At 63.3% G+C, this 23101-nt stretch carries 26 protein-coding genes; 10 read left to right on the top strand and 16 right to left on the bottom strand.

The window, feature by feature from the left end; translation table 11 throughout:
• Positions 1–6: 6 nt before the first annotated feature.
• Positions 7–861, bottom strand: a complete 855-nt coding sequence (gene rsmI, locus EHV23_RS09590; RefSeq protein WP_238990414.1) for a 16S rRNA (cytidine(1402)-2'-O)-methyltransferase — start codon at positions 859–861, stop codon at positions 7–9.
• Positions 862–967: 106 nt separating this feature from the next.
• Here rsmI and EHV23_RS09585 point away from each other — a divergent pair, with 106 nt between their 5' ends.
• Positions 968–2047 (top strand): penicillin-binding protein activator, encoded by a 1080-nt coding sequence (locus EHV23_RS09585; protein WP_158615908.1) that lies wholly within the window; start codon positions 968–970, stop codon positions 2045–2047.
• A 296-nt stretch (positions 2048–2343) separates the two neighbouring features.
• Positions 2344–2709, top strand: a complete 366-nt coding sequence (locus EHV23_RS09580) for a YraN family protein (RefSeq protein WP_125095874.1) — start codon at positions 2344–2346, stop codon at positions 2707–2709.
• A 29-nt stretch (positions 2710–2738) separates the two neighbouring features.
• Here EHV23_RS09580 and EHV23_RS09575 read toward each other — a convergent pair whose 3' ends face one another.
• Positions 2739–3893: an MBL fold metallo-hydrolase gene (locus tag EHV23_RS09575; RefSeq protein WP_125095873.1), complete on the bottom strand. Its 1155-nt coding sequence runs from the start codon at positions 3891–3893 to the stop codon at positions 2739–2741.
• A 353-nt stretch (positions 3894–4246) separates the two neighbouring features.
• Between EHV23_RS09575 and EHV23_RS09570 the strand changes: the two genes are divergently transcribed.
• Both EHV23_RS09570 and EHV23_RS09565 read left to right on the top strand, forming a co-directional pair.
• A complete protein-coding gene (locus EHV23_RS09570) occupies positions 4247–5773 on the top strand; it encodes a Tat pathway signal protein (RefSeq protein ID WP_158615907.1) in 1527 nt (508 codons plus the stop codon).
• 61 nt (positions 5774–5834) lie between these two features.
• A complete protein-coding gene (locus EHV23_RS09565; RefSeq protein WP_125095872.1) occupies positions 5835–7298 on the top strand; it encodes an MFS transporter in 1464 nt (487 codons plus the stop codon).
• A gap of 186 nt (positions 7299–7484) precedes the next feature.
• On the opposite strand, the gene EHV23_RS09560 is transcribed toward EHV23_RS09565, so the two are convergent.
• Positions 7485–8273: a tetratricopeptide repeat protein gene (locus EHV23_RS09560; protein ID WP_158615906.1), complete on the bottom strand. Its 789-nt coding sequence runs from the start codon at positions 8271–8273 to the stop codon at positions 7485–7487.
• A gap of 261 nt (positions 8274–8534) precedes the next feature.
• On the opposite strand from EHV23_RS09560, the gene EHV23_RS09555 reads away from it, so the two are divergent.
• A complete protein-coding gene (locus tag EHV23_RS09555) occupies positions 8535–9386 on the top strand; it encodes an ABC transporter six-transmembrane domain-containing protein (protein WP_125095870.1) in 852 nt (283 codons plus the stop codon).
• Here EHV23_RS09555 and EHV23_RS09550 read toward each other — a convergent pair.
• On the bottom strand, positions 9358–10560 hold the full coding sequence (locus EHV23_RS09550) for a multidrug effflux MFS transporter (protein WP_125095869.1): 1203 nt from the start codon (positions 10558–10560) through the stop codon (positions 9358–9360). The two genes, EHV23_RS09555 and EHV23_RS09550, sit on opposite strands and share 29 nt — an antisense overlap.
• Before the next feature lie 119 nt (positions 10561–10679).
• On the opposite strand from EHV23_RS09550, the gene EHV23_RS09545 reads away from it, so the two are divergent.
• The 3 genes from EHV23_RS09545 (at position 10680) to EHV23_RS09535 (ending at position 13036) form a co-directional block, all read left to right on the top strand.
• Positions 10680–10928 (top strand): antitoxin, encoded by a 249-nt coding sequence (locus tag EHV23_RS09545; RefSeq protein WP_125095868.1) that lies wholly within the window; start codon positions 10680–10682, stop codon positions 10926–10928.
• Entirely contained in the window at positions 10925–11821 is an 897-nt protein-coding gene (locus tag EHV23_RS09540) for a LysR family transcriptional regulator (protein ID WP_125095867.1), read from the top strand. Before EHV23_RS09545 ends, EHV23_RS09540 begins: the two co-directional genes overlap by 4 nt.
• A gap of 222 nt (positions 11822–12043) precedes the next feature.
• Positions 12044–13036 carry an aldo/keto reductase gene (locus tag EHV23_RS09535; RefSeq protein ID WP_125095866.1) on the top strand — a complete coding sequence of 331 codons (993 nt, stop codon included), beginning with the start codon at positions 12044–12046 and terminating at the stop codon, positions 13034–13036.
• A gap of 136 nt (positions 13037–13172) precedes the next feature.
• Here EHV23_RS09535 and EHV23_RS09530 read toward each other — a convergent pair whose 3' ends face one another.
• Positions 13173–14252 (bottom strand): alkene reductase, encoded by a 1080-nt coding sequence (locus tag EHV23_RS09530; protein WP_125095865.1) that lies wholly within the window; start codon positions 14250–14252, stop codon positions 13173–13175.
• Positions 14253–14334: 82 nt separating this feature from the next.
• On the opposite strand from EHV23_RS09530, the gene EHV23_RS09525 reads away from it, so the two are divergent.
• Positions 14335–14607: a LysR substrate-binding domain-containing protein gene (locus tag EHV23_RS09525; RefSeq protein WP_125095864.1), complete on the top strand. Its 273-nt coding sequence runs from the start codon at positions 14335–14337 to the stop codon at positions 14605–14607.
• A 269-nt stretch (positions 14608–14876) separates the two neighbouring features.
• Here EHV23_RS09525 and EHV23_RS09520 read toward each other — a convergent pair whose 3' ends face one another.
• The 8 genes from EHV23_RS09520 to EHV23_RS15245 form a co-directional block, all read right to left on the bottom strand.
• Positions 14877–15287 (bottom strand): cupin domain-containing protein, encoded by a 411-nt coding sequence (locus EHV23_RS09520; protein WP_005671856.1) that lies wholly within the window; start codon positions 15285–15287, stop codon positions 14877–14879.
• The gene (locus EHV23_RS09515) at positions 15284–15619 is read right to left on the bottom strand and encodes a carboxymuconolactone decarboxylase family protein (RefSeq protein ID WP_125095863.1); all 336 of its coding nucleotides are present in this window, start codon (positions 15617–15619) and stop codon (positions 15284–15286) included. The genes EHV23_RS09520 and EHV23_RS09515 overlap by 4 nt, the downstream gene beginning before the upstream one ends.
• Before the next feature lie 156 nt (positions 15620–15775).
• A complete protein-coding gene (locus EHV23_RS09510) occupies positions 15776–16390 on the bottom strand; it encodes a flavodoxin family protein (protein ID WP_203228959.1) in 615 nt (204 codons plus the stop codon).
• Positions 16387–17499, bottom strand: coding sequence for an alpha/beta hydrolase (locus EHV23_RS09505; protein ID WP_125095862.1), 1113 nt, complete (start codon positions 17497–17499; stop codon positions 16387–16389). Before EHV23_RS09505 ends, EHV23_RS09510 begins: the two co-directional genes overlap by 4 nt.
• A 75-nt stretch (positions 17500–17574) precedes the next feature.
• The gene (locus tag EHV23_RS09500) at positions 17575–18579 is read right to left on the bottom strand and encodes an alpha/beta hydrolase (RefSeq protein WP_125095861.1); all 1005 of its coding nucleotides are present in this window, start codon (positions 18577–18579) and stop codon (positions 17575–17577) included.
• Positions 18580–18787: 208 nt separating this feature from the next.
• Positions 18788–19417 (bottom strand): LysR substrate-binding domain-containing protein, encoded by a 630-nt coding sequence (locus EHV23_RS09495; protein WP_158615905.1) that lies wholly within the window; start codon positions 19415–19417, stop codon positions 18788–18790.
• Positions 19333–19704: a LysR family transcriptional regulator gene (locus EHV23_RS09490; RefSeq protein ID WP_125095859.1), complete on the bottom strand. Its 372-nt coding sequence runs from the start codon at positions 19702–19704 to the stop codon at positions 19333–19335. Before EHV23_RS09490 ends, EHV23_RS09495 begins: the two co-directional genes overlap by 85 nt.
• 112 nt (positions 19705–19816) lie before the next feature.
• Entirely contained in the window at positions 19817–19966 is a 150-nt protein-coding gene (locus EHV23_RS15245) for a hypothetical protein (protein WP_158615904.1), read from the bottom strand.
• A 338-nt stretch (positions 19967–20304) separates the two neighbouring features.
• Between EHV23_RS15245 and relB the strand changes: the two genes are divergently transcribed.
• Positions 20305–20511, top strand: a complete 207-nt coding sequence (gene relB, locus EHV23_RS16505; protein ID WP_125095858.1) for a type II toxin-antitoxin system RelB family antitoxin — start codon at positions 20305–20307, stop codon at positions 20509–20511.
• Here relB and EHV23_RS15240 read toward each other — a convergent pair.
• The 3 genes from EHV23_RS15240 to EHV23_RS09475 form a co-directional block, all read right to left on the bottom strand.
• Positions 20429–20773 carry a hypothetical protein gene (locus EHV23_RS15240; protein WP_158615903.1) on the bottom strand — a complete coding sequence of 115 codons (345 nt, stop codon included), beginning with the start codon at positions 20771–20773 and terminating at the stop codon, positions 20429–20431. The two genes, relB and EHV23_RS15240, sit on opposite strands and share 83 nt — an antisense overlap.
• A 141-nt stretch (positions 20774–20914) precedes the next feature.
• Entirely contained in the window at positions 20915–21943 is a 1029-nt protein-coding gene (locus EHV23_RS09480) for an amidohydrolase family protein (RefSeq protein WP_125095857.1), read from the bottom strand.
• Between the two features lie 19 nt (positions 21944–21962).
• On the bottom strand, positions 21963–22700 hold the full coding sequence (locus EHV23_RS09475; protein ID WP_125095856.1) for an SDR family oxidoreductase: 738 nt from the start codon (positions 22698–22700) through the stop codon (positions 21963–21965).
• Between the last annotated feature and the right edge of the window lie 401 nt (positions 22701–23101).

Here is a 23101-nt window from a genome sequence, read left to right as displayed (position 1 = left end):
ACATGCTCACTTCTTTCTGGCCAACTGCGCCTGGTACAGCGCATCGGCCGCATCACCGCTGATGCGCGCTGCCAGTTTGGCTGCCTGCCGGGGGGGCATCGCCTCCGACAGCAGCTGCATGGCCTTGAGTCCCAATGATGTAAGTGAGGACTTGCCGCCTTCGTGTTCCCCATCGGCAGGAGGCCCGAACACCAGCAGTGCGAACTCACCCCGGCGATGATTTTCGTCTGCCGCCAGCCAGTCCGGCAGTGCTGCCAGCGGCATCCGCACGATCTGTTCGAAGCGCTTGGTCAGCTCCCGGCCGATCACCACCTCGCGCCCTGCAGTGCCGTTGGCGGGCAGTGCGCCCGGCAGGCTGCACAGCTCACTGGCCAGCGCCTCGATGCGATGCGGTGCCTCGAACAGCATGAACGCCTGTCCGGAGGCCGCCAGCGTTTCGAGCCGCTCCGCACGCGGCTTCGAGCGCGTGGGCAGAAATCCCTCGAAGAAAAAGCGCCCGCCCGGCAGCCCCGCCGCACTGAGCAGTGTGGTGGCCGCACTGGCGCCCGGCACCGGTACAACCATCAGGCCGGCCTCGTGTGCCGCCGCTACCAGCAGCGCTCCCGGGTCACTGAGACCCGGCGTACCCGCATCCGTGATAAGGGCAATCGATGCGCCGTCGCGGATCAGGTCCAGCAGTCTTCCGGTCTGGCTGGCCTCGTTGTGTGCGTGCAGGGCCAGCGTGCGTGCGTGACCGATACCCAGCGACTGCAGCAGCGGCCGGCTGCTGCGGGTGTCCTCGGCGGCAATCCATGTGGCGGCCCGCAGCGTCCGTGCGGCCCGGTTGCTGATATCTTCGAGGTTTCCGATGGGCGTGGCCACTACATATAATGCAGCGGCAAGCGTTGGATACACAGGGGAAGAACCGTCGGCCGAGTGGACGGTGTGCTCCCCGGAACCGGCAGGGCCGGCTAACTGGCATGAGGGCATGATGCAGCGTCGAGACTGGATGAAGGGGACCCTGGCAACGGCAGGGGCGGTGGCACTGGGCACGACCGGATGGCCCGGACTGGTGCGCGCTGCCGGCGTGGACCGGATCGGACTATTGTTACCCAAGTCCGGCAAGACCTTCGGACGGGCCTCGCAGGCCCTGAAGGCCGGCATCGAGACCGCCTTCAGGCGGCTGCCCTCCGGCTATGCCATCGACATCTACGAAACCGACGAATCGCCCAAACAGCTCACCGCCGCCTATCAGGGCATGCTGCGCCGGGGGACTTCGCTGGTCATCGGGCCGCTCACCCGCAATGGTACGGCTGCACTGGCCGGCTTTGGCGAGGTGCCCATCACCACCCTGGCGCTCAACCAGTTCGAAGGCGACGGCAGTGTGCCCTGGAACGTGCTGGTCTTTTCCATCGGTGCCGAACAGGAAGCCGTACAGGTGGCTGATCTGGCCTTCCAGAACATGCGCAAACAGGCCAGCAGCCGCAAGGCACCGCGGGCCATCATCATCACCGCCGCCAACCAGGTGGGCCGCCGCGCTGCCGCCGTCTTCCATGGCCAGTGGCTTGCCCAGGGCGGCGAGGCCGACCTGCCCATCGAGCTGGAAGAAAGCGCCCTTTACAAATTCCGTGAAGTGGCCAAAAAAGAGCAGGGTGACTTCTACTTCCTGTCCATGGCCTCACATCTGGCCAGGCCGGTGCGCCTGCTCACCGGCAAGGGCAAACCGGCCTTCGGTACCTCGCAGCTCTCCATCGGCGGGCCGGACGCCAACAACCCCATTCCGGAGCTGGACGGTGTGAAACTGGTGGAAATGCCCGGCATCATCCAGCCGCAGAGCTTTGGTGCCCAGGGCTTTGCCGCACCGCCGGATGATTTCAGCCTCGAAATGAAGCGCCTCTACGCCCTGGGCATCGACGCCCTGCGCATCGGCCGCGAAATGTTCAGCGGTGCCACCACCCTCGACATGCAGGGCCTGACCGGCAAGCTGCGTTACGACGGCAGCTATCCCGTCATCGAGCGGACGCTGGTCCCGGCCGAATACCGCAACGGTGTGCCGGTGGCCATCTGAAGTGCAGCAGGCGTGCAGCCGGTACAGGGCTGTGGCAAACCGTTCGGCAGCGGATACTTCAGACAGGTGGGGGGCTTTGCTAAGGTAGCCCTTCCCGCCACGGGCGGCAGATGCCGCCCTTTTTGTGAGTATCCGCAGTGGAAAACGGCGACAATTTCACGAACATGCAACCCGCCCTGCCGAGAAGGCGCCGTGCCGTGGCGGCTGCCGCGATGGCCAAGGCCATGGATACAGCGCTATCGGCTGACCCTGCGCCGCTGCCCCGCCATGCCATGCCGATGTCGGGTGGGCCAGCCATGGCCGTTGCATCGCCTCAAACTCCCCGCCAGCGAGCGGGCCAGAAGGCCGAACGGCGGGCACGGAGCATCCTGGAGCAGGCAGGCCTGGTGTTCATTGCGGCCAACGTGCGCTACAAGCTGGGCGAGATCGACCTCGTCATGCGGGAGGGGCCCATCATCGTGTTCGTCGAGGTACGTGCCCGTGCCTCGCTGGGCTGGGGTGGGGCCGCCGGCAGCATCGATGGCCGCAAGCAGCAGCGCATCATTCGCGCTGCCCAGCTCTGGATGCAGGCGCACTGTGGCAGCCACGGCTGGCCGCCGTGCCGCTTCGATGTCGTGGCCTTCGAGGCCGGCCGGATGAACTGGATACAGCAGGCGTTCTGAAACAGCACTTGCCCGGAGGCGAGTGACGGTCATTTGGCCTCTTTCCACCAGTCCGTCTGTGGCGGCTGGCCGATGCTGAAGACCTCACCCGGCAGCGGCGTGGTCACCTTCATCGGCTGGCCATCGAAGGTGGGCAGTTTGCCATCGGCCGGATGCATCAGCCGCCGGTATTCGGCCATGAAGCGCTCGATGGGTTCGCGCCACTCGTGGAAGGCCAGATCGTACTTGCCCCAGTGAATGGGCAGTACCAGCCGGGCGCGCACATTCAGCGCGGCCTGCACCGACTGCTCGGGCTTCATGTGAATCTGCGCCCAGTTGCCGTTGTAGGCGCCGTTTTCCATCAGCACGATGTCGAACGGCCCGAACTGTTCGCCGATCATGCGGAAGTGTTTGTCGTAGCCGCTGTCGCCGTTGAAGAACAGCGAAAAGCCCGGCGATTTCACCACCCACGAGCCCCACAGCGTTTTGTTGCGCCCGTCGAAGGTGCGGCCACTGAAATGGCGTGACCAGGTCAGTGTCAGCTTCACGTCGCCCAGCCCGGCTGTTTCCAGCTGGTCCATTTCCGTGATCTTCCCGTCGGGAATGCCCCAGCGCTGCAGATGCGCCTTCACACCCAGCGGCACATAGAAGTGCCCCACCTTCGGTGCCAGCTCCCTGATGGCCCGCATGTCCAGATGGTCATAATGGTCATGTGAAATCAGTACGGCATCCAGCGGCGGCAGATTGGGCGGCAGTGTGGGATGTTTCTGCCGGAACGGCTGGCCGCCAAAGGGCAGCGGCGTGGCCCGATAGAACACCGGATCCACCAGAAAACGCTTGCCTGCCGTCTGGAACAGCACCGATGAATGCCCGAACCAGGCCAGCGAGCCATCCTTCAGGGCTGCGGTGTCCAGCGCCCGGCTGGGCAGCGGTTCGGTGGGGTTCTTGCCGGTGGGCGGCAGAAAATAGTTGTTCATCCACGACCACAGCGTCATCGGCTCGCCTTCGCTGGTCTGCAGTGTGGTGGGCGTGAGGTTGTGGAACACCTCGCCGGCAAAGGCCCGGGACTGCTGGATGCGTGCCATGCTGGCCGCATCCGGCGTGCCACCGAACACCGGATTGAACTTCATGTAGGCCCAGTAGATTCCCCACAGGACGAGGGCAAACAGGGTGAGCCATTTGAGGACGGAAAGGATGAAAGTCATTGGGAGCGTGGGGAGGGGAGGAAATATCTGAGGCCATTATAGGAACGGCCACTGACCAGATGGCGATGTTCATTGTTGAATGAGGGTTCAGGACGTATTGACCATTTCCGCCTGTATTGATCATTGCTGACCATATTGAGCATTGCCGGCTGTATTGAGCGTTTCCGCCGTTGACCCTGGGGGTGTTTGATGGACTCATTCGTCCCCGTGCCCTCCCACAGGGCGTGAAGTACCGTCTGTCGTTGCGCGCATGCCACGTATCTGCCCGGCCACGGGACGTGTGATGTCTGCGAAGGCCCGCCCGGCGGGGTGGCTGGCATACTGTCAAGACGTTGTTTTTCAGGAGCCGTTCCATGCCCAACCGCCGCGAATTTCTGGTCACTGCCGCGGGTGTCGCCGCCGCCGGAGCCACTGCTTCCCTCAGCCTGTCCGTACAGGCCCGTGAACAGGACAATCCTGCCGACAATGCCACCGCCATCACCGAGGTCTATGGCGACGGCATGCGGTTGATGGGCGTATCGGTCGAATACCGCCGTCCCGTCAATGCGGCCCAGATCAAGGCGGCGGACTACCGCGTGGAAGGTCGCACCATCCGCGAGGTCTATGTCAGCCGTACGCCCGCGGGTACGCCCTACCGTTCGGGGCGCTATGTGGTCATCGAGCTGAACCCCGACGAAGCCGGTGCCCTGCTGGTGGTCAAGCACCCGCCGGCTGGAAAAGACGCCAGCGCAGCGGCTGGCCAGAACGCAGACGAAGCATCCGGCAATGCTGCCGTCACTGGGGCAGGTAGTGCGTCCGGTGCAGCATCTGGCAACGCTGCCGGTGCCGGAGCGGGCAGTGCGTCCGGTGCCGCATCCGGCAACGCTGCGGGCATCGGGGCAGGCAATGCGTCCGGTACCGCCTCCGGCAATACGGCGGCAGCCGATGCGGGTAAAGGTCCCGGCAATGCCGGCGAAAAACAGGAAGCCGCCCCCACGCTCAAGGCTGCCCGTGCCACGGTGATCGTGGAGCCTTCAAACGGTCAGGGGAGTGCGCAGACGCTCACCACCTCCCGCGCCGTCAACCGTGTGTTCGACGATTTCCAGCACTTCGAATACCGGGATGAAGCCACCGGCAAGACGGTGCGCTACAACCTGTTTGCCCCCCGCAACCGCCGGGCCGGCCAGCGCTATCCGCTGGTGCTGTTCATGCACGATGCGGGCGTGACCGGCAGCAATGTCGAAGCCACGCTCTATCAGGGCGATGGCGCCATTGCCTGGGCGCGGCCCGAGGCCCAGTCGCGCAACCCGTGCTTCGTGCTGGCCCCGCAGTTCGACGAGATCATCGCCGACGACGACAACAGAACCTCCGGCTATCTGGATGCCACCATCAACCTGGTCAGGCAGCTGACCAGTGACCTGCCCATCGACGAAAACCGTATCTACACCACCGGCCAGTCGGGCGGCGGCATGATGTCCATTGCCATGAACATCAAGTATCCAGATTTCTTTGCTGCCTCGTATCTGGTTGCCTGCCAGTGGAATGCCGACCTGATCACGCAGAACATGGCCGGCGTGAAATGGTGGATCACTGTCTCGCAGGATGATGCCAAGGCGTACCCCGGCCAGACGGCCATCGTGGAAAAACTGGCCGAATACGGCGCCAGGGTGGCCCGGGGCGAATGGAATGCCCAGTGGACGCCCGCCGAATTTCTGGCCGCTTTCCGGCGCATGGATGCAAGAGGGGCCAACATCAATTTCGTGTCCTTCACCAAAGGCTCGGTGTTCAAAACGGAAGCGCAGGCCAATGCAGGCGGCGCCTCGGGGCACACGGCCACCTGGCAATACGCGTACGACATCGCCCCGGTGCGCGAATGGATATTCCGCCAGCGCCGGGGGTGACGGTTTCCTGCGATGCTTTTGGGGGCCCATAATGTGTACTGGCCTACCCGTGGAGTGAAGCATGCAGCAGGACAGAATCAGCCCCAGCCTGGTGGCCGCCATCGTGGCTACCGGGCTGATGTCGTTTTCCGGGGTGGTGAGCGAGACGGCCATGAACGTCACCTTTCCCACCCTGATGCGTGAGTTGGGCATCGGCACTTCCACCGTGCAATGGCTCACCACCGGGTATCTGCTGGCATTGGCCCTGGTGGTGCCGCTGTCGTCCTTTCTGAAGCGGCGCCATACACTGAAGGCGCTGTTTCTGGTGGCCAACCTGCTGTTTCTGGGCGCCACCGTGCTGTGCGCGCTGGCACCCCACTTTTCGGTGCTGCTGGCCGGGCGGCTGATACAGGGGGCCGCCACCGGTATTGCGTTGCCCCTGATGTTCAACATCATTCTGGGGCAGGCACCGGCCAGCCGGCTGGGCCTGCTGATGGGGGTGGGCTCGCTGATCACCGCCATGGCGCCGGCCGTGGGTCCGGTACTGGGCGGCGTGATCGTCGACAGCTATGGCTGGCGCGTGATTTTCTGGATGCTGGTGCCGGTGCTGCTGCTGTCGCTGGGGCTGGGTGTGAAAACGGTACGCCAGCCAGCATCCGGATCCGTTGCACAGGGCACGCAGCAGACAGCATCTCACCACGAGGGCAACGAAGCGGCCAGCGCGGCCGAAAACGGGGCTTTTTCCGTGGCCGATTACGCCCTGCTGGTGGTGGGATTTTCTGCCTTCATTTTCGCCACCGAGCAGGCTGCCTCGCATGGCTGGATGAGTTCCGTGGTGGGCGGGCTGTTTGGCCTGAGTGCCCTGTCGCTCGCACAGTTCTGCCGCCGTTCTGCGCGCAGTGAAACGCCCCTGATCCGGCTGGAGGTGTTCGGACGCGAGGCCTTTGTGTTCAGCCTGGCGTTCATCCTGCTGATCCAGTTCTGCGTGCTGTCACTGGGGTATCTGATTCCCAACTATTCCCAGCTGGTGGATGGCCAGTCGGCACGCGTGGCGGGCATGCTGCTGCTGCCGGGGTGTGTCGTGGGGGCGCTGATGGCGCCCTTTGCCGGCCGGCTGCTTGACCGGCTGGGTGCGCCACGGCCGGTTCTGGGGGGTACGGTGGTGATCATCGTGTCGCTTGCGCTGTTTGCCGTATATGGCCTGCAGCTCACCACCGTGCTGTTCATGGGCTTCTATACGCTGTATGCAACGGGCCAGGGGCTGGCCGTGGGCAACATGATGACCGATGGGCTGCGCCAGCTGCCCGCAGATCTTTCGGCCGACGGCAATGCCGTGCTCAACACGCTGCAGCAGCTCTCGGGGGCCGTGGGCACCTCGGTGGCTGCCAGCATCGTGGCCGGTACCCAGGCACATTATCCGCAAAGCCTGGCCGAGGGCACCCGCCATGGCAGCCAGTATGCCTTCGTGCTGCTGCTGGTGCTGGCCGTCCTGGCGCTGCTCAGCGCATGGCGCGCCTTTTCGGCGGTGCGCGCACGAAGCGCTTAGCGTCCTTGGCGCCTGTCGTGGGCTCATGTCCCTGCGAACCCCCCTGCAGGGCGTGCAGGACAAGGCGACCGTGCCGCAGAATCCTTTGATGGCTTCAAGGCACGGCCAACACAGTCATGCGTGCCCAAAAGGGCTTTCCCAGGGCTGGCCCCGAATCCGCGCGCTGTTGGGGAAGGCCACGGCATGTCAGTGCCTGGTGCCCGTACCGGCGTCCAGCCGCTGCAACGCGTCGATGGCATCCTTTTCACCCGTCGCGGCGGCCTTGCGATACCAGCCGATGGCCGTGCCGGTATTGCGCGGCACACCCTTGCCGGATTCGTACAGCCGGCCCAGTGCCGTCATGGCCGGTGCCGCAATCAGGTCGCCGCGTTGCGCCGATGTCTCGTACCACTTCACGGCCTGTGCCATGTCCTGTGACGTGCCCGTGCCGTTTTCGTACATCAGCCCCAGCCAGCACTGCGAGGTGATGTCCCCACGGTCTGCGGCCGCCTGAAAGGCGTTGAACGCCCTGTCCGGACTGGCCTGAACGCCCTGACCATTCAGATACATCAGGCCGATGTAGCGCTGCGCCTTGAGGTGGCCGGCTGCGTCGGCCTGTTCGAAAAGGGGTAGCGCCCTTGCATAATCCCCTGCGTCGTACGCCGCAATGCCGGCATCCAGCAGTGCGCGGGCCTTCTGTTTCTGCGGATCATCGGGCTGCTGCGAGGCGGGCGGAGTCGCATGCACCGCCTTGACCCCGTCTGCAGCAACGGGTGTGCAGGAGGGCGCACTGGCTTCCGTGGTGTCGGGCCCCGCGGCGTTCGCATGGATGCCCGGCTGGTCTGCTTCGCTGGCCGACTGGGTTGCGGACGGCGGGGCGCTCAGTACCTGCGGCTTCGAATTGAGCATGACGGCGTGCCGGGAACAGGCGCCCAGCAGGAGCAGCACGGCGCAGCAGATGAACGAACGGGCAGGGTGATGTGATGTGTGAAACATCGGAAGCCTCCATCGGAGAAAGGGTGCTGCCAGCGCTGCCCTGCCGGCAGGGCAGCCAGCCTTGCCTGCGTGGTGTGCCCCGTCGGCACATGGCGGGGCCGGTGTGGGGGCGAATGGATCCATGATCCGCTCTGACGGGCAGCGTGGGGACAACAGGTTCCGGACATGCGTCCATGGTAGCGCCATCATGGGCCTGACCGGACTAGAATTCCCCGCCCGGCAGCCTGCTCCCGGTATTCCACCATCCGCCGAACCGTTTCCATGAGCGTCTTCAACAACCTGATCCAGATCGCCCGCACCCACAAGGCCCGCCTCGTGGGCACCTTTTCGCTGGTGCTGGCCGAAAACCTGTTGCTCGTGACCTACCCGGTTCTGGGGGGCTTTGCCATCAATGGGGTGCTGGAGGGCAACCTCTGGAAGGCACTCGGCTATGCGGGCGTGGTGCTGGTCATGTGGACGGTGGGGTCGGCCCGGCGCGCGGTGGATACCCGCACCTTCACACGCATCTATGCCGAGATGGTGGTGCCGGTCATTCTGCGGCAGCGTGCCGATGGGGAGCGTGTGTCCACCATTTCTGCCCGTGCAGCCCTGTCGCGCGAGCTGGTGGACTTCTTCGAACAGCACCTGCCGACGCTGCTCACCTCCACCATTACGGTGCTGGGGGCGGTGGTCATGCTGCTGATCATCGAATTCTGGTCCGGCGTGACCAGTCTGGTCATCCTGCTGGTGTTCATGGGGGTGGTGCCCCGCTACTCGCGGGTGAATGACCGGCTCTACTTCAGGCTCAACAACCGGCTCGAACGTGATGTGCACGTCATCGAGCATTACGACAGCCGTCTGCTGACGAAGCACTATGGCCTGCTGTCACGCCTGCGGGTGAAAATTTCGAACCGGGAAGCCATCAGTTATGCCGTGATTGGCGTGACACTGGCCATGCTGTTTGGCATCACGCTGGGCATGCTGACGCTGCGCGGTCACGCCGATGCCGGCCATCTGTACGCGGTGGTCAGCTATCTGTGGTCCTTTGCCATGAGCATCGATGATGCGCCGCACCTGCTCGAAGAGTTCTCGAAAATCCGCGACATCAGCGAGCGGGTGCGGGTGGAGGACTGACGGGGCTTCCCTGCACCATCAGCATCGACAGCACCACGAACGCGGTGATCACTACCGACATCGTGCCTGGTGTTCCTGTGGAGAATGCTGCCAGCAGCAACGAGGAAACCATGCCGCTGCCGTACTGCAGGGCGCCCATCAGCGCGGCGGCGCTGCCGGCACTCTGGCTGTCCACACTGGCCAGCGAGGCTGCGTTGCAGCAGGCGGCGATGATGCCGTTCATGCTGAATACCGCAAAGATGGGCAGCACGATGCCCCACAGGCTGCCCATGCCCGTCAGCGCAAATGCCGACAGCAGCAGGGCGGCCGCGGCCGCAATGCGGGTGGACACCTTCAGCATCTGTGCCAGACTGCAGCGCTGCAGCAGCCGGCGATTGGCGGCACTGAGCGCCACCACGCCCAGAATGTTCACCCCGAACAGGGGGCCGTACCAGTTGCTGTCCAGCCCGAAGTATGTGAGGTACACAAAGGGTGAGCCGGCAATGAATGCGTAGATTGCCACATAGAAAAAGGTCACGCACAGCGTGGTGCGCATGTAGGCCCGGTTGCGCAGCAGAGGCCCGTAGGCCCGAAAGGCCGACGCGAGTGAACCCGTGGCCCGCTTTTCGGCAGGCAGCGTTTCGGGCAGGCGGCAGGCCGCCAGGAACATCACCACACCAATGGCCGTCAGCAGCCAGAAATTGGCCTGCCAGCCGCTCACCTTCAGCAGCAGCCCGCCCAGCATCGGGCCGAGGATGGGGGCGATGGCCATGATCATCACCAGCGTGGACAGCATGCGGGCCGCTTCCTGGGGACCGTAGAGATCGCGGATCATCGTGCGCGACAGCATGGGGCCCACACAGGCACCCAGTGCCTGGAAGAAGCGCCAGAGCACCAGCGTGTCCATCGACTGCGCCAGTGCACAGCCCACCGAGCCGATGATGAACAGCACGATGCCGATGAAGAGCGGCAGCCTGCGCCCGATGCGGTCGGCCACCGGCCCCCAGAACAGCTGCCCGATGGCAAACCCGACCACGAAGCCCGTGATGGTCAGCTCGGCGTTGCCATGCAGCGCCGCCTCCATGGCCGGCAGTGCCGGCAGGTAGATGTCGGTGGACAGCGAGGTGATCGCCATCAGGGCGCCGAGAATAATCAGGAAGAACGGGGATTCGGGGTGAAGCGGGGTGAGGCGCATGTTTCCGTGGACCGGACTGGAAGAAGCGGCTGTGGGTAATCTGCTTCAGGTGTGCTAGTGTGGGAGTCAGCGTATGTTATGTGTTCATAACACAATCTGGTGATTCGTGGGAGTTTCCTGTGAGCCGTCTGACCACCAACATAACGGAGCAGCAGCACGAGAGCCTGAAGGCAATGGCCGACCTGCAGGGGAAAACGGTCGAACGGCATGTGCCCGAGCGCCTGTTTCCGGGAGATGTGGGCGCAGATCAGGCATGGCAGGATCTGCAGACTCTGTTAAGGCGGCGCGTCAGCAACACCCGTGCCGGCAGGATCTCGTCCAGAAGCGTTGCCCAGATTCTGGATGAAGAGCATGGCGGAGCGACATGAAAGAAAACCTCAACGACCTGCGCGCATTTCTCGTCGTGGCCCAGCAGGGCAGCTTCACGAAGGCCGCGCGGCAGATGGGGGTCTCGCCCTCGGCACTCAGCCACAGCATCCGGGGCGTGGAAGAACGGCTGCAGGTCAAGCTCTTCAACCGCACCACGCGCAGCGTGTCCACTACCGACGCGGGTGAGCGCCTGTATCAGCGGTTGCTGCCGCTGTTCGACGGGATCGACCGTGAGGTGGACGCACTGAGCGAGGTGCGTGATGCCGTGCGCGGCAAGGTGCGCATCAATGGCACACGCCATGTGTTCGATCACGTGCTGCGGGAACGGATTGGCCGCTTCGTGCAGACGCACCCCGAAATCGAGGTCGAGCTGATGGGAGATTCGCGCTTCGTGGACATCGTGGCCGACCGTTTCGATTTTGGCATCCGGCTGGGTGACGATGTGGAGAAGGACATGATTGCGGTCCGGGTGTCGCCGGACATGCGCATGTGCGTGGTGGCAACACCCGCGTATCTGACTGCACACGGTACCCCGCAGACACCGGCCGATCTCGTCCACCACGAATGCATCCGCATGCTGCTGGCCGATGGCAGCGCACTGGTCTGGGAATTTGCCGATCCGGCCCAGCCGGGACGGGTGGCGAAGGTGCAGCCGCAGGGGCGCCTTGCCTCCAATCTGGAGGGTTGCCTGCGGTCGGCGCTGCAGCACGGCCAGGGGCTGCTGTGGACGCCGCAGGATACGGTGGCGGACCTGCTGGCAGCCGGTGAGGTGGTGTCGGTGCTGGAAGACTGGGCCATTTCCTACCCCGGCTACCACCTGTACTACCCCAACCGTCATCACCAGTCGCCGGTGTTCCGGGCGGTGGTGGAAGCGCTTCGGTATGCGGGCTGAGCGTGGTCTCCGTTCAGCTGTCTTTGGGGCTGTTTGCGCGGGAAACGCTGCGGGCCGCATGCTCAATGGGCAGAATGGTCGCCGTAGCATCGCCATGATTGTTGAATGTGGCTCATCAGTTCATTGAGATGACGGCCGTTTATCTGCCGGCCACCACTGCCTACAATGACGGAACGTTGCTGCCGCGACGCCGGCAGGGTCTGATTTCAGGAGAAAGAACAGATGCAGTACGTGAAGTTTGGCCATACCGGCATGGATGTGTCCCGCATTTGCCTGGGCATGATGAGCTTTGGCAAGCCGGGCAGCGAAAACGGGCTCTTTCCGTGGGCGAAGACCTTCGATGAAGGCAAGGACATCTTCCGGCGGGCCATCGATCTGGGCATCAACTACTTCGATACCGCCAATGTCTACCAGATGGGTTCCAGTGAGGAGATCACGGGCCGCTTCATCCGGGAGTTCGGCCTGAACCGGGACGAGATCGTCGTGGCCACCAAGGTGCATTTCCCGATGCGCCCGGACCGGCCCAATGGGGGCGGTTCATCACGCAAGAACATTCTGGCCGAAATCGATCACTCGCTGCGTCGCCTGCAGCTGGATTATGTGGACGTTTACCAGATTCACCGCCTGGACCACGAAACGCCCATGGAAGAGATCATGGAAGCGCTGCATGATGTGGTGAAGAGCGGCAAGGCCCGCTATATTGGCGCTTCCACCATCTTTGCCTGGCAGCTGGAGCGCATGCAGAACATCGCCGAGCGCCATGGCTGGACGAAGTTTGCCTCCCTGCAGCCGCAGTACAACCTCATCTACCGCGAAGAAGAGCGGGAAATCCTGCCGCTGTGCCGCGACCGGAAAATGGCGGTGGTGCCGTGGAGCCCGCTGGCCGGCGGCCGCTGCTCCCGGCCGTGGGGCACGCAGACCGAACGTTCGAAAATCGATGGCGTCTCGCCGATGGTCTGGCAGTCCACCGAAGCGGTGGACAAACCGGTAGTCGACACCCTGGAGCGCGTCGCGAAGGAACGTGGCAGGTCGATGGCCCAGGAAGCGCTGGCGTGGATGCTGAACAAGCCGGAAATCACGGCGCCCATCGTGGGGGCCACGTCCGTGAAGCACATCGAGGAAGCCGTGGCTGCGCTCGACATCCGGCTGGATGAAGACGAGGTGAAGGCGCTGGAAGCGCCGTACGTGCCCCACGTGAAAACGGGGATGTTCTGACGGACCGGGGCCGATGCTGCCGCGGTGCGGCATCGGCCCCGTCTTCTGTATTCATTGAGCCTTCCCGCCCGGCTCTGTGAGGAAGCGGCGGATACGCTCCTGTAGATGGTTCTCTGGCTGCCCGGGTACCGGGACGTTACGCCAGAACCGGATAGTCCGTATACCCATGCTCGCCACCCCCGAACATGGTGCCGCGATCCGGCTGGTTCAGCTCGGCTCCCAGCTCGAAACGGCGCGGCAGGTCCGGGTTGGCCAGGAAGGTGGCGCCGAAGGCCACCAGGTCGGCATTGCCGGCTTCCAGCTCGGCCTCGGCCGAGTCGCGTGTATAGCCGGTGCCGGCAATCAGCGTTTTGCTGATCAGCGGGCGGAACAGTGCCAGCTCATCGCCCTGCGGGTAGTGCGGCAGCAGCGGGAACATCGGCGCGCGCTTCATCAGCTTGACAAATGAGAAGTCCAGACCGTCCAGCTCCTTCAGAAGATGGGTGTAGGTGGCCACCGGATCGTCGAACGCAATGCCGGCATACGGATGCAGCGGGCTGATCTTGATGCCCACCCGGTCACCGCCCACGGCATCGATGATCGCGCGCATCGCCTCCAGCGTGAAACGGGCCTTGCTGGCAATGCTGCCGCCGTACTCGTCCGTGCGCTGGTTGGTGGAATCCGACAGGAACTGCTGGGGCAGGTAGCCATTGGCGGCGTGCAGCTCCACGCCGTCGAAGCCGGCGCGCATGGCGTTGCTGGCTGCGGTGCCGTAGTCGGCAATGGTCTGGCGGATTTCTTCCACCGTCATGGCTTGGGGCACTTCGAAGTCTTTCGGACCCTGTGACGTGAAGTGCTGCATGCCTTCGATTTTCACGGCAGACGGTGCCGAGGGCAGTTTGCCGTTCCGTTCTACCGAGTGCGAGACCCGGCCCGTGTGCCAGAGCTGGGCGTAGATGAGCCCTCCTTTGGCATGCACGGCGTCGGTCACCTGCTTCCAGGCGGCAATCTGTTCCGCCGTGTAGAGGCCCGGCGTGAGCGGGCTGCCGATGGCGTCCGGCGAGATGTTGATGGCTTCCGAGATGATCAGGCCGGCCGAGGCGCGCTGTGCATAGTATTCGACCGTCAGCGGGCCGACCACGCCGCTGGTGTCGGCGCGGCTGCGGGTCATGGCGGCCATGACCATGTGGTTCCTGAGCGCGTAGGGGCCGAGGGTGGTGGGTTCGAGCAGTTTCATGCGTGTGTCCTGTTGTGTGGGCGCCGACCGTGTGCTGGGTTCAGGGGCAACTTGCGGCGGCGCGGGTTGAAGGAGGCAAGCGGTGTGGACGGACCACAGCGGCGGTGTGCCGGGGGCCTACAGTGCCAACAGTCTGGGGCTGCTGCAGCGGGTTGCTGCACAGGGTATGGGCATTGCGCTGCTGCCGGAAATTGGCGTACGCAAGGACGTAGAGGCAGGCCGGCTGCAGCGTGTGCTGCCGGACTGGGCTGGCAGTACGGTGCCCGTTCATGCGCTGACGGCCACGCGGCTGCTGCCGGCCAGAACCCGGGCGTTCATCGATTTCATGAAGGAAAACGCGCAGAATCCTGACTGATTCAGAAAGCAGTCATCTGGGCTGAAGTGGCGGATCAGCAACTGGCCGACGGTCCATGAATCCTTTCAGGAGCAGCGCTTGCCATCGTAGGAGTTTCGTTGTCCGGGACGCTTTCTGCTGGAGCAGGTGGCTGTGTTCCTGCCTGGTGCGCTGGTGGTATGGGCTGTGGATGATGCCGGCAATGGCCGGCTGGTGCTTCTGGTTACGGCCATCATGACGGTGGCGATGGCCGCGAGCATTGTCCGTTTTGAGCGCCGATACGTTGCCGCTCAGCCCGGCAGTGCATCATAGTCGGCCATGGGCACCGCTTCGAAGAACTCGGTGGCCCCGGCCGTGATGGCCACGTGGCTGAACCAGCTGTCCTTCGTGGCGCCGTGCCAGTTCTTCACGCCTTTGGGTGTGATGACCACATCGCCTGGTTTCATCGCCCGGGCTGGCTGGCCTTCTTCCTGATACCACCCTTCGCCCGCAACGGCGATCAGGATCTGGTAACCATCGGTATGCACATGCCAGTTGTTGCGACAGCCCGGCTCGAAGCTGACATTGGCCACGGCGACCGGAATGTCCGGGTTGGCAGCCAGCATGCTCAGGTAGCTTTGTCCCACGAAGGAGCGGGCGTATTTGTCGTTCTTCTCGCCAAACGGGAATATGCCGTGTTTGACCTGTTGCTCGCTGTTCATGGCTGTTCCTCCTTGTCCGTATAGATCTGTTTGGCCAGATTGAAGGCCGACCAGGCTTTGGGCCAGCCCACGTAGAAGGCCAGATGGGTAATGACCTCGGCAATTTCTGCCTGGGTGATGCCATTTTGCCTGCCGATGCGCAGGTGGGCGGGGAGCTGTTCGAAATTGCCGCCCGAAATCAGTGCGGAAATGGTGATGAGACTGCGCGTGCGGGGCGCCAGCTCCTGCTCGCGCGACCAGACCTGTCCGAACAGGATATCATCATTCAGTTCGGCGAACTTGGGGGCGAAGTCACCCAGCCGGTCGCGGCCAGCCGTTTGTTTCTGGGACATGAGGCTTTCCTCCATGGGATTGGGGAGCTGGGCTTGCAGATGTTTCTGGGTGCCCGCTTCGCTTTTGGGTTGCAACGGGTCTCCACAGGTTGCCTGTGGACGCTCGCCGGATATACGGGGCAAGATAGCATGAGCTTCGGCCCGTATCCATTGATGTCACTTCAGTCTGGACAGCCATTGCCGGACCTGTGCGCGGCTTTCCTCGGCTTTTGTGCCTTCCATGACGAACAGGATGCCATCGCGCTCGCGCCCGCCCTGAAGGGACAGACCCGGAGTCACACGACAGCCCTTGCACAGGCGGTTGATCTCTTCGAAGCCGCTGCCCACGCCGTAGCCGGCATGGGTGTTGAAGGGTGCCACGGTCTTGCCCTTCAGATCATGGCTGGCCAGAAAGCTGCGGATCGGTGGCGGCAGCTGCATGCCCCAGGTGGGAAAACCAATGAATACCCGGTTGAACTGCTGCAGGTTGTCGATGCGGGTTCTGAGAGGAGGCAGATAGCCGCTTTCATCCTCCATCTGCACCTGCGCTACGGTGGCCCGATAATTTTCGGGGTAGGGCTTCTGCAGTTCCAGGGCCACCAGTTCTCCGCCAGTTTCCGTCTGGATCATGCGTGCCACGGCCTCGGTGTTGTGGCTGCGGCTCAGGTAGACGATCAGATCTTTGGCAAAGGCCGATGGCATGACGAATACGGAACAGCCCAGGGCAACGAGGACGCCGCACAGCATGGAAGCCGTGCGGCTGATGAAGCTGGAGTTGAAGGGCTTTCTCATCGGTCGAGCTTTTTCGTGTGCAGCCAGCTGGCCAGATGGTCGGCAACCTCGACGTTGTTCAGGTCGGCCATGGGAAAATGGGTGTTGCCCCGAATGCCCGCGTCGGGCAGGTGAACGACGGTGGCGTCGCCTCCGTGCCGGTTCACGACATCTGCCCACTGCCGGGCCAGGGCCAGGCGGATGCGCCACTGGTCCTCTCCCTGAACATCGGAGGGCTTGTCCCTGATGTTGTCACCAAAGTAGATGACGATGGGCATTTTCGTCAGGTGCGCGAAGTCTTCACGACTGACACGGGCGGGCGGAATGTCGCCAAACTTGCTCTGGATGGTGGGCGGTACTTCGCCTTCGGGGAAGGGGAAGTTTCCGGGCTCGTAGGCGACGATGGCCTTGACGTGTTTCGGGCTCTTGATGCCGGCAAACCAGCCGACGATGCCGCCCTGTGAATGGGTGACCAGCACGCCATCGCCAATGCGGTCGAACAGGGCCTGCAGACTGTCGGAAATGACGCCCGTGTCGAAGGGGGCCGTGTTGGGGGTCATCTGCCGGAAGAACTGGTCCAGCGATGCGCTGTCCTGCGGGAAGGCCACCCCCTTGAAGAAGTTGGGCCAGACGCCGACGCGGAACTGCGCAAACCAGAACTGGTCATCGGGTGTGGCGGGAATGGTTCCATCTACCGTACTGCGACCGGACCAGCCGCGGCGGGGCTGATCCACCAGATAGACCGGATAGCGTTTGCGCAGAAAGATGTTCTGGAAGCCCTCGCGGCCATCCGGTGTGGTCTGCCAGGTACGTATGGACTGGCCGGCGCCGTGCAGGAAGACGAGCGGCAGCTTTCGGGGCTCTGCGGGTATCTGGTAGAACACGGTGGCGTGATCGCCATGCAGGGTCTGGCCGCCGGCCTTGATGGATGCCCGGAAAACGTCCATGAAATCGTTGCCCGATTTGCCTTTGACGATGTCCGGTGTGCCGGTGTAGGTGCCCGGGCTGGTGACGACCTTGCCGCCTGTGGCAAAGCTGCCTTGTTCTTCGATGATCAGGGGAGAAGCCATGGACGCTCCGGAAAGGGTGGCTGCCAGCAGGGCGGCAGTGAGTTTCAGCCGAGTTTTCATGGGGTGATTTCAGGGTGGGTGGATCGGGTATCGGGGCCGTCCAGCACGCGCTGTGCCTTGCCCCTGATTCACCGGTTATCGCAGGTTCCGGTCGAAGAAATCCGTCAGCTTTTCACTGATCTGCTTCACGTACTCGGGCTTCCAGTAGGTTTCGATGTGGGTGGCGCCGGGTACCCTGAACAGTTCCTTGTTATCCGTACCGGTGGCGTTGGCGAACACTTCCTCGGTCATGTAGAGCGAGTCGGCCTTTTCGCCGGCAATCATCAGCAGTGGCTGGTTGATCAGGTCGACGTTGGTGTTCACGTCGAATTCCATCAGGTCGGCCAGGCTGCTGACGGTGCTGTTGGTTTTCGAGTTCGGGTGATAGTGGGTGTCGGCGTAGTATTCGTAGCCCTGCCGGTACAGGTCCACCTCGATGGCGGCTACCTGCTCGGGCGTCATGCCGGCGCCGAATTCGGGGGTGTACTGCACTTCGCCGGTGCGCGCTTCGAGGGCACGGGCCTCGGCGGCCTTGGCCAGGCGTTCCTGAATGGAGTCCTTCTGGCTGCGCATGTAGCTATTGCGCCGGGCATCCCCGGTGTTGAACATGCTGATGGTGGCGATGGACCGAAAACGCTTGTCGGTCTGCGCAGCCTTGATGGAATAGCCGCCACCGCCGCAAACTCCCAGCAGGCCCAGACGGCTGGCATCGGCTCCGGCGTACTGGGTGATGAAATCGGCTGCTGCGCGGATGTCCTCGATGCGGTTCTGCGGCTTGTCGGTGTAGCGTGGCGTGCCGCCGCTGCCGCCCTGATATGCAGCGTCGAAGGCGATGGTGATATAACCCTGCTCGGCAAACTTCTGGGCATAAAGACCCGAGACCTGCTCCTTCACGCCCCCGTTGGGGTGGGCCACCACGATGACGGGGTATTTCTTTTGGGGGTCGTAACCGGCAGGTGTGTAGACATTGGCCACCACATCGATACCGGTCTGGTGCTGGGTGTATTTCACCGGATGGATGTTTACCTTGCCGGGCTCGTTTGCCGTGATGGCATCGGCATAGGTGAGGGTGAAGGGGTTGTTCTGGTAGTTTGAAGCCATGGCTGTACTCCCCAGGGTTGCAGTCAGAAGAAAGGATGAAAGGATGGCCTTGGAACGGCTGAACATGTGCACGGGCCAGTGTGAGTGGACGGGGCGTGCATTTTGTTGTCGCTGCACCCTGCGGGACAAGCCCCAGAGCAGGGTTGCCGTCGTGAAAAAATATCATCGGCCGAAGGCCGGGCTGCTGGTTTCCTGTCGCACCGTGATGTCATGGCGCGCCAGCGAGCGCCTGTGATTCCGGGCGTAAATAGTGGATCAGCGTCTGCGCTGCAAGTGTCCGGTGCCGGTTTCTGGGGTAGTACAGCGCCATGGGCGGATAGGTGAACCGCTGCTCATGCAGGATTTCGGTGAGCAGGCCCTGGTGGATTTCCGCCTCCACGGCGTATCGTGGAATCCACGCAATGCCCAGTCCATCCAGGGCGGCCTGTTTGACCATGGTGGTGTTGTTGAAGCTCAGCGAGGCGGGTACCGTGACGCGGATGAGCTGGCCCTCCTGGATGAACTCCCATGCGGTGATGCGACTGAAGGCGTCGAAGGCCGGCACGATGCAGCGGTGGCGGGTCAGTTCCTGCGGCGAAGTTGGCAGCCCGAAGCGGCTGAAGTAGTCGTCGGATGCCACCACGGCCATCGGGCGTTCGCCGGACAGCTGGAGGGCCACCATGTCCTGGGCGACGTGGTTGATGGGCCGTACCCCGAAGTCGAAACCTTCGGTGACCATGTCCACCATGTTGTTGTCGATGATCACCTCGATGTTCACATCCGGGTGATCATGCAGAAAACGCCGCATGGCGGGATACAGAAAGTGCCAGGCCGGGTTTTCTGCGCTGTTGATGCGCAACCGGCCGCTGACGGTCTGGCTGAAATCATCCAGCGCATCGACGCCGCGCTGGATGCTGTCGAACTGGGGGCGATGTGTTCGAACAGCTGCTGCCCCGCCTCGGTGGGGGACATGGCCCGTGTCGTGCGGTTGATCAGCCGGATGCCCAGCCGTTTTTCCAGCTCGGCCATGCGGTGGCTGAGTGCCGAGGGCTGGACGTTCAGCACCCGGGCGGCCCGGCTGTAGTTACCCTGCCGGATGACCTGGGTGAAGGCGTAGAGATCGTTGAAATTCCGGTTGTCAGTCATGCGCCGCGGGTGAGGGAGCGTTTAGATCCCGGGAAGGGCCACGCATTATGGCATGCAGGGCCGGCGGTGCATCTGGCCGGACGGAACCAACAGCTGTGAGAAAAACTCAGGACTATCTGCTCAGCATGCCCTGGATCGCCTGGTCCAGGTCCTGACGGTACTGTTCGCTTTCTGCACTGTCGGGGACGACGGATTCGAACGCGTGCACACGGCCGGCGACGACCTCCAGCTGCGCGGGTACGCCGGCGGTGGCCGACGCCATGCTGGATCGTCTGCTGCCACAGGCGCGGCGGATTGTGCTCAAGGGGGAGTCACTGCCCGCTGCGCGGGCACGGAAAACGCCTCCATCTGCCAATCAGAGCTGACGCTTTCCCGGAGGCAATGGGGGGCTGAAAGGCCCCCCGGATCAGGCAATCGTACAATTTGCCTGGCAGGCAATGTCTCTGACCACTCGACATCGGTCACGATGACCGGACTGGGCGGTCACGATGCCGGAATCGCTGGTCACGATCATCGGAATATGCACACTTTTCGACCTTCCGTCTCTACCCAAAACAGGCTATCCGTGGCATAGTGAATAGCTCACTCCATGCCCCCATCATGACAACACAAACCATATTTGATCCGCTCCTGTCCATCTACGACAGCGCAGAAGAGGAAGCCGAACACACCGCCTGGCTGCGTGCCAAGCTGCAGGCGAGCATCGATGACCCACGCCCATCGATCACGCACGAAGAGGTGGAACGACGAATGACCCTGCGTCTGGCCCGCCTTTACGAGCAGCACGCAGCCAAAGAGTCATCCTGATGTGGACGGTCATCTGGCGTGAATACATGGCCAGCGTACCGGGTTCATGGCCAACCGAGGTGGTGATGTTGTGCGTGCCCACCCTGTCGTAATCGGCGATCTGTCCCGGCTGGATGCCCAGTTCGAAGATGTTGAAGATGGGGGGCGTGCCGGCTGCAGGGGCGGCGCCGGACGTGTGGGAGGCGTCGGGCGTGGGGGCGGCCTGGAGATTCATGGTGATCAGGCTCGCCATCGCGAGCGCGGCTATTTTGAACAGATTCATGCGTGCCTGTCGGGAATGGGATTCGTGAACTCGCGTGCTGCTGGGGGCTGCAGGCCGGCAGGGAGGAGGCGAACGCGCGGACAGCATGGGTTGCGTACCAGCCGGATGCCGACAGGGATACGTGGAGAATGCGGGGTGAGGTCAGAGCTTGAGCAGCCGTTCGGCATTGCCGTGCGCAATCATCGCCTTTTCGGTGTCGGGGACGGGCAGGCTGTCGATGAACGCGCGGGCGCCGTCGAGGCTCTGGTAGGGGTAGTCCAGCGAGTACAGGATGCGCTCTGCGCCCATCAGGTCGTGGATGAAGCGGAAATGCGGCAGCGTCAGCATGCCACTGGGGGTGACCCAGACCTGTTCGCGGAAGGTCTGGGTGATGCTGCGGGCAAGGCCCGAGGCTTCCTGCGGAATGCTGTCGTCCAGCCGCTGCAGATAGAAAGGCAGCATTTCACCCCAGTGACCGCTGATGACCTGCAGCTTCGGGTTGCGGTCGAATGCGCCGGACAGGATGAGGCGCAGCAGATGGATGCCGGCCTCGTTGTGCCAGCCCCAGCCGAACATGGACAGCCGCGCCGTCAGTTCGGCTGAAAACCCGCCGTAGTATGCCTGCTGCACGGCAGGCACCGGAATACCGGGGTGCAGATACAGCAGTACGTCCAGGGCATCGAAGGCGGCCAGCAGTCCGGCATACTCCGGTGCATCCAGAAAACCTTCGGCGGGGCGGCCGTTGATGAGTGCACCCTTCAGTCCCAGCTGCTGCACGGCGCGCTCCAGTTCCTTCACGGCCAGTGCGGGCTGGCTCCATGGCAGGGTGGCAAAGGCCGCAAATCGGGTGGGGCGGGCGGCTACCGTGGCGGCCAGCCGGTCATTGGCCGCCTGCGCCAGCGACAGTTCCTGCTCCGCCGGGGCAAATTGCGGAAAGCCCCCCAGCGACAGCACCTGCATGTCCACGCCGGCTGCGTCCATGTCGGCCAGGCGCTCCTGCTCCCAGTCCATGCCCTTGCGGGTGGAATCGGTATTGGCAATGACCTGCGGGCGGCTGCGGTCCGGGTTGTTGCCGTCCTTCACGGTGCTGCCCCAGCCGGGCAGGAAGGGGGCTGCCTTCAGGGCAGCGGGCATGGAAGCCCCGGCCGTGGCCGGGTCGAGGATGTGTTCTTCGAGGCAGATGAGTTTCATGGGAGAAGCAGACGGTTGATCAGACTTCCTGCCGGGTCGGCCGGAAGATGATTTCGTTCACGTCCACGTCTTCGGGCTGGCTGATGGCAAACAGCACGCAGCGGGCAAAGCTGGAGGCCGGAATTTCGTTTTTCTCGTAGAAATTCTGCATGGCACCCGAGGCCATTTCGGAGGAGGAACCGTGTTTCAGTTCGCTGGCCACGGCACCGGGTGACAGGATGGTGGAGCGGATGTTGTAGGGCTTGACTTCCTTGCGCATCGACTCGGAAATGGCGCGCACGGCCGTCTTGCTGGCGGCGTAGACGGCGCAGAGCGGCCCCCAGACGTGACCGGCCACGGAGGAGACGTTGATGATCTGGCCGCTCTTCTGTGCTTTCATGGTGGGGAGCACGGCGGCGATGCCGTACAGCACGCCCTTGATGTTGATGTCGATGATCTGGTTCCACTCATCGACCTTCAGCTCTTCCAGCAGTGACAGCGGCATGACACCGGCATTGTTGAGCAGCACGTCGATGCGGCCGTAGAGCTTGAGCGCCCGGTCGGCCAGGGCCTGTACCTGTTTCAGGTCGGCCACGTCGGTCTGCACGCAATGGTCGTGGCCGATGCCCAGTTCGTCGGCCAGCGCATGCAGACGATCCAGACGGCGGGCGCCCAGAATGACCCTGGCCCCGGCCTTGACCAGGTGACGGGCGGTTTCGGCGCCCAGGCCCGACGAGGCACCGGTGATGATGACAACCTTGTTCTGTACGTTTTCCATGAGTATTCCGTGTGGTGGTGGGAGTAAGGGACGGACGCCGGCCCTCATGCAGGGGCTGGTGCCGGCCATCATGCTGGCAGGGCCAGACGCTGGCCTGCTTGTGCTGAGGCCGGTGCCCGGCCTGCATGCCGTTCCTGTGGCCGCTGGAAGCGGGGATGTTCTGGCGCGCTTGTGTGGCGGCCGGGAGTGAGGATACTTCGGCGAGGTCATGTGCCGGGAGGATGGCGCCGAAGATGATGGGGGGATTATGGGCGTTCGATTGCCTGAAGCCAATTTACCCTGTCTTCAAGCACTGTTAGCGTCAGGGAAACAATGGAGGGTCTTGTCCAGCCCTGATGGGGCCTGCTCCATCGGGCGCATGTGACGGAGGCTGTTTGTTTCCCTGGGGGAAATCATGAATT

The organism is Lautropia dentalis (genome assembly GCF_003892345.1).
Taxonomy (GTDB): Bacteria; Pseudomonadota; Gammaproteobacteria; order Burkholderiales; family Burkholderiaceae_E; genus Lautropia; species Lautropia dentalis.
This window is presented reverse-complemented; position numbering and strand designations above follow the sequence as displayed.

What these genes read in the sequence shown, in the direction of transcription:
- EHV23_RS09550 (WP_125095869.1), bottom strand. Translation starts at nt 10,560, where the DNA reads ATGCGCCTCACCCCGCTTCACCCCGAATCCCCGTTCTTCCTGATTATT.
- EHV23_RS09505 (WP_125095862.1), bottom strand. Translation starts at nt 17,499, where the DNA reads ATGAAAACTCGGCTGAAACTCACTGCCGCCCTGCTGGCAGCCACCCTT.
- EHV23_RS09530 (WP_125095865.1), bottom strand. Translation starts at nt 14,252, where the DNA reads ATGAAACTGCTCGAACCCACCACCCTCGGCCCCTACGCGCTCAGGAAC.
- EHV23_RS09560 (WP_158615906.1), bottom strand. Translation starts at nt 8,273, where the DNA reads ATGTTTCACACATCACATCACCCTGCCCGTTCGTTCATCTGCTGCGCC.
- EHV23_RS09565 (WP_125095872.1), top strand. Translation starts at nt 5,835, where the DNA reads ATGCAGCAGGACAGAATCAGCCCCAGCCTGGTGGCCGCCATCGTGGCT.
- EHV23_RS09500 (WP_125095861.1), bottom strand. Translation starts at nt 18,579, where the DNA reads ATGGCTTCAAACTACCAGAACAACCCCTTCACCCTCACCTATGCCGAT.
- EHV23_RS09570 (WP_158615907.1), top strand. Translation starts at nt 4,247, where the DNA reads ATGCCCAACCGCCGCGAATTTCTGGTCACTGCCGCGGGTGTCGCCGCC.
- EHV23_RS09575 (WP_125095873.1), bottom strand. Translation starts at nt 3,893, where the DNA reads ATGACTTTCATCCTTTCCGTCCTCAAATGGCTCACCCTGTTTGCCCTC.
- EHV23_RS09585 (WP_158615908.1), top strand. Translation starts at nt 968, where the DNA reads ATGATGCAGCGTCGAGACTGGATGAAGGGGACCCTGGCAACGGCAGGG.
- EHV23_RS09510 (WP_203228959.1), bottom strand. Translation starts at nt 16,390, where the DNA reads ATGAGAAAGCCCTTCAACTCCAGCTTCATCAGCCGCACGGCTTCCATG.
- EHV23_RS09540 (WP_125095867.1), top strand. Translation starts at nt 10,925, where the DNA reads ATGAAAGAAAACCTCAACGACCTGCGCGCATTTCTCGTCGTGGCCCAG.
- EHV23_RS09475 (WP_125095856.1), bottom strand. Translation starts at nt 22,700, where the DNA reads ATGGAAAACGTACAGAACAAGGTTGTCATCATCACCGGTGCCTCGTCG.
- EHV23_RS09480 (WP_125095857.1), bottom strand. Translation starts at nt 21,943, where the DNA reads ATGAAACTCATCTGCCTCGAAGAACACATCCTCGACCCGGCCACGGCC.
- EHV23_RS09535 (WP_125095866.1), top strand. Translation starts at nt 12,044, where the DNA reads ATGCAGTACGTGAAGTTTGGCCATACCGGCATGGATGTGTCCCGCATT.
- EHV23_RS09555 (WP_125095870.1), top strand. Translation starts at nt 8,535, where the DNA reads ATGAGCGTCTTCAACAACCTGATCCAGATCGCCCGCACCCACAAGGCC.
- EHV23_RS15245 (WP_158615904.1), bottom strand. Translation starts at nt 19,966, where the DNA reads ATGGCGTCGGCCACCGCCGGCGTACCCGCGCAGCTGGAGGTCGTCGCC.
- EHV23_RS09515 (WP_125095863.1), bottom strand. Translation starts at nt 15,619, where the DNA reads ATGTCCCAGAAACAAACGGCTGGCCGCGACCGGCTGGGTGACTTCGCC.
- relB (WP_125095858.1), top strand. Translation starts at nt 20,305, where the DNA reads ATGACAACACAAACCATATTTGATCCGCTCCTGTCCATCTACGACAGC.
- EHV23_RS09490 (WP_125095859.1), bottom strand. Translation starts at nt 19,704, where the DNA reads ATGACTGACAACCGGAATTTCAACGATCTCTACGCCTTCACCCAGGTC.
- EHV23_RS15240 (WP_158615903.1), bottom strand. Translation starts at nt 20,773, where the DNA reads ATGAATCTGTTCAAAATAGCCGCGCTCGCGATGGCGAGCCTGATCACC.
- EHV23_RS09520 (WP_005671856.1), bottom strand. Translation starts at nt 15,287, where the DNA reads ATGAACAGCGAGCAACAGGTCAAACACGGCATATTCCCGTTTGGCGAG.
- EHV23_RS09580 (WP_125095874.1), top strand. Translation starts at nt 2,344, where the DNA reads ATGGCCGTTGCATCGCCTCAAACTCCCCGCCAGCGAGCGGGCCAGAAG.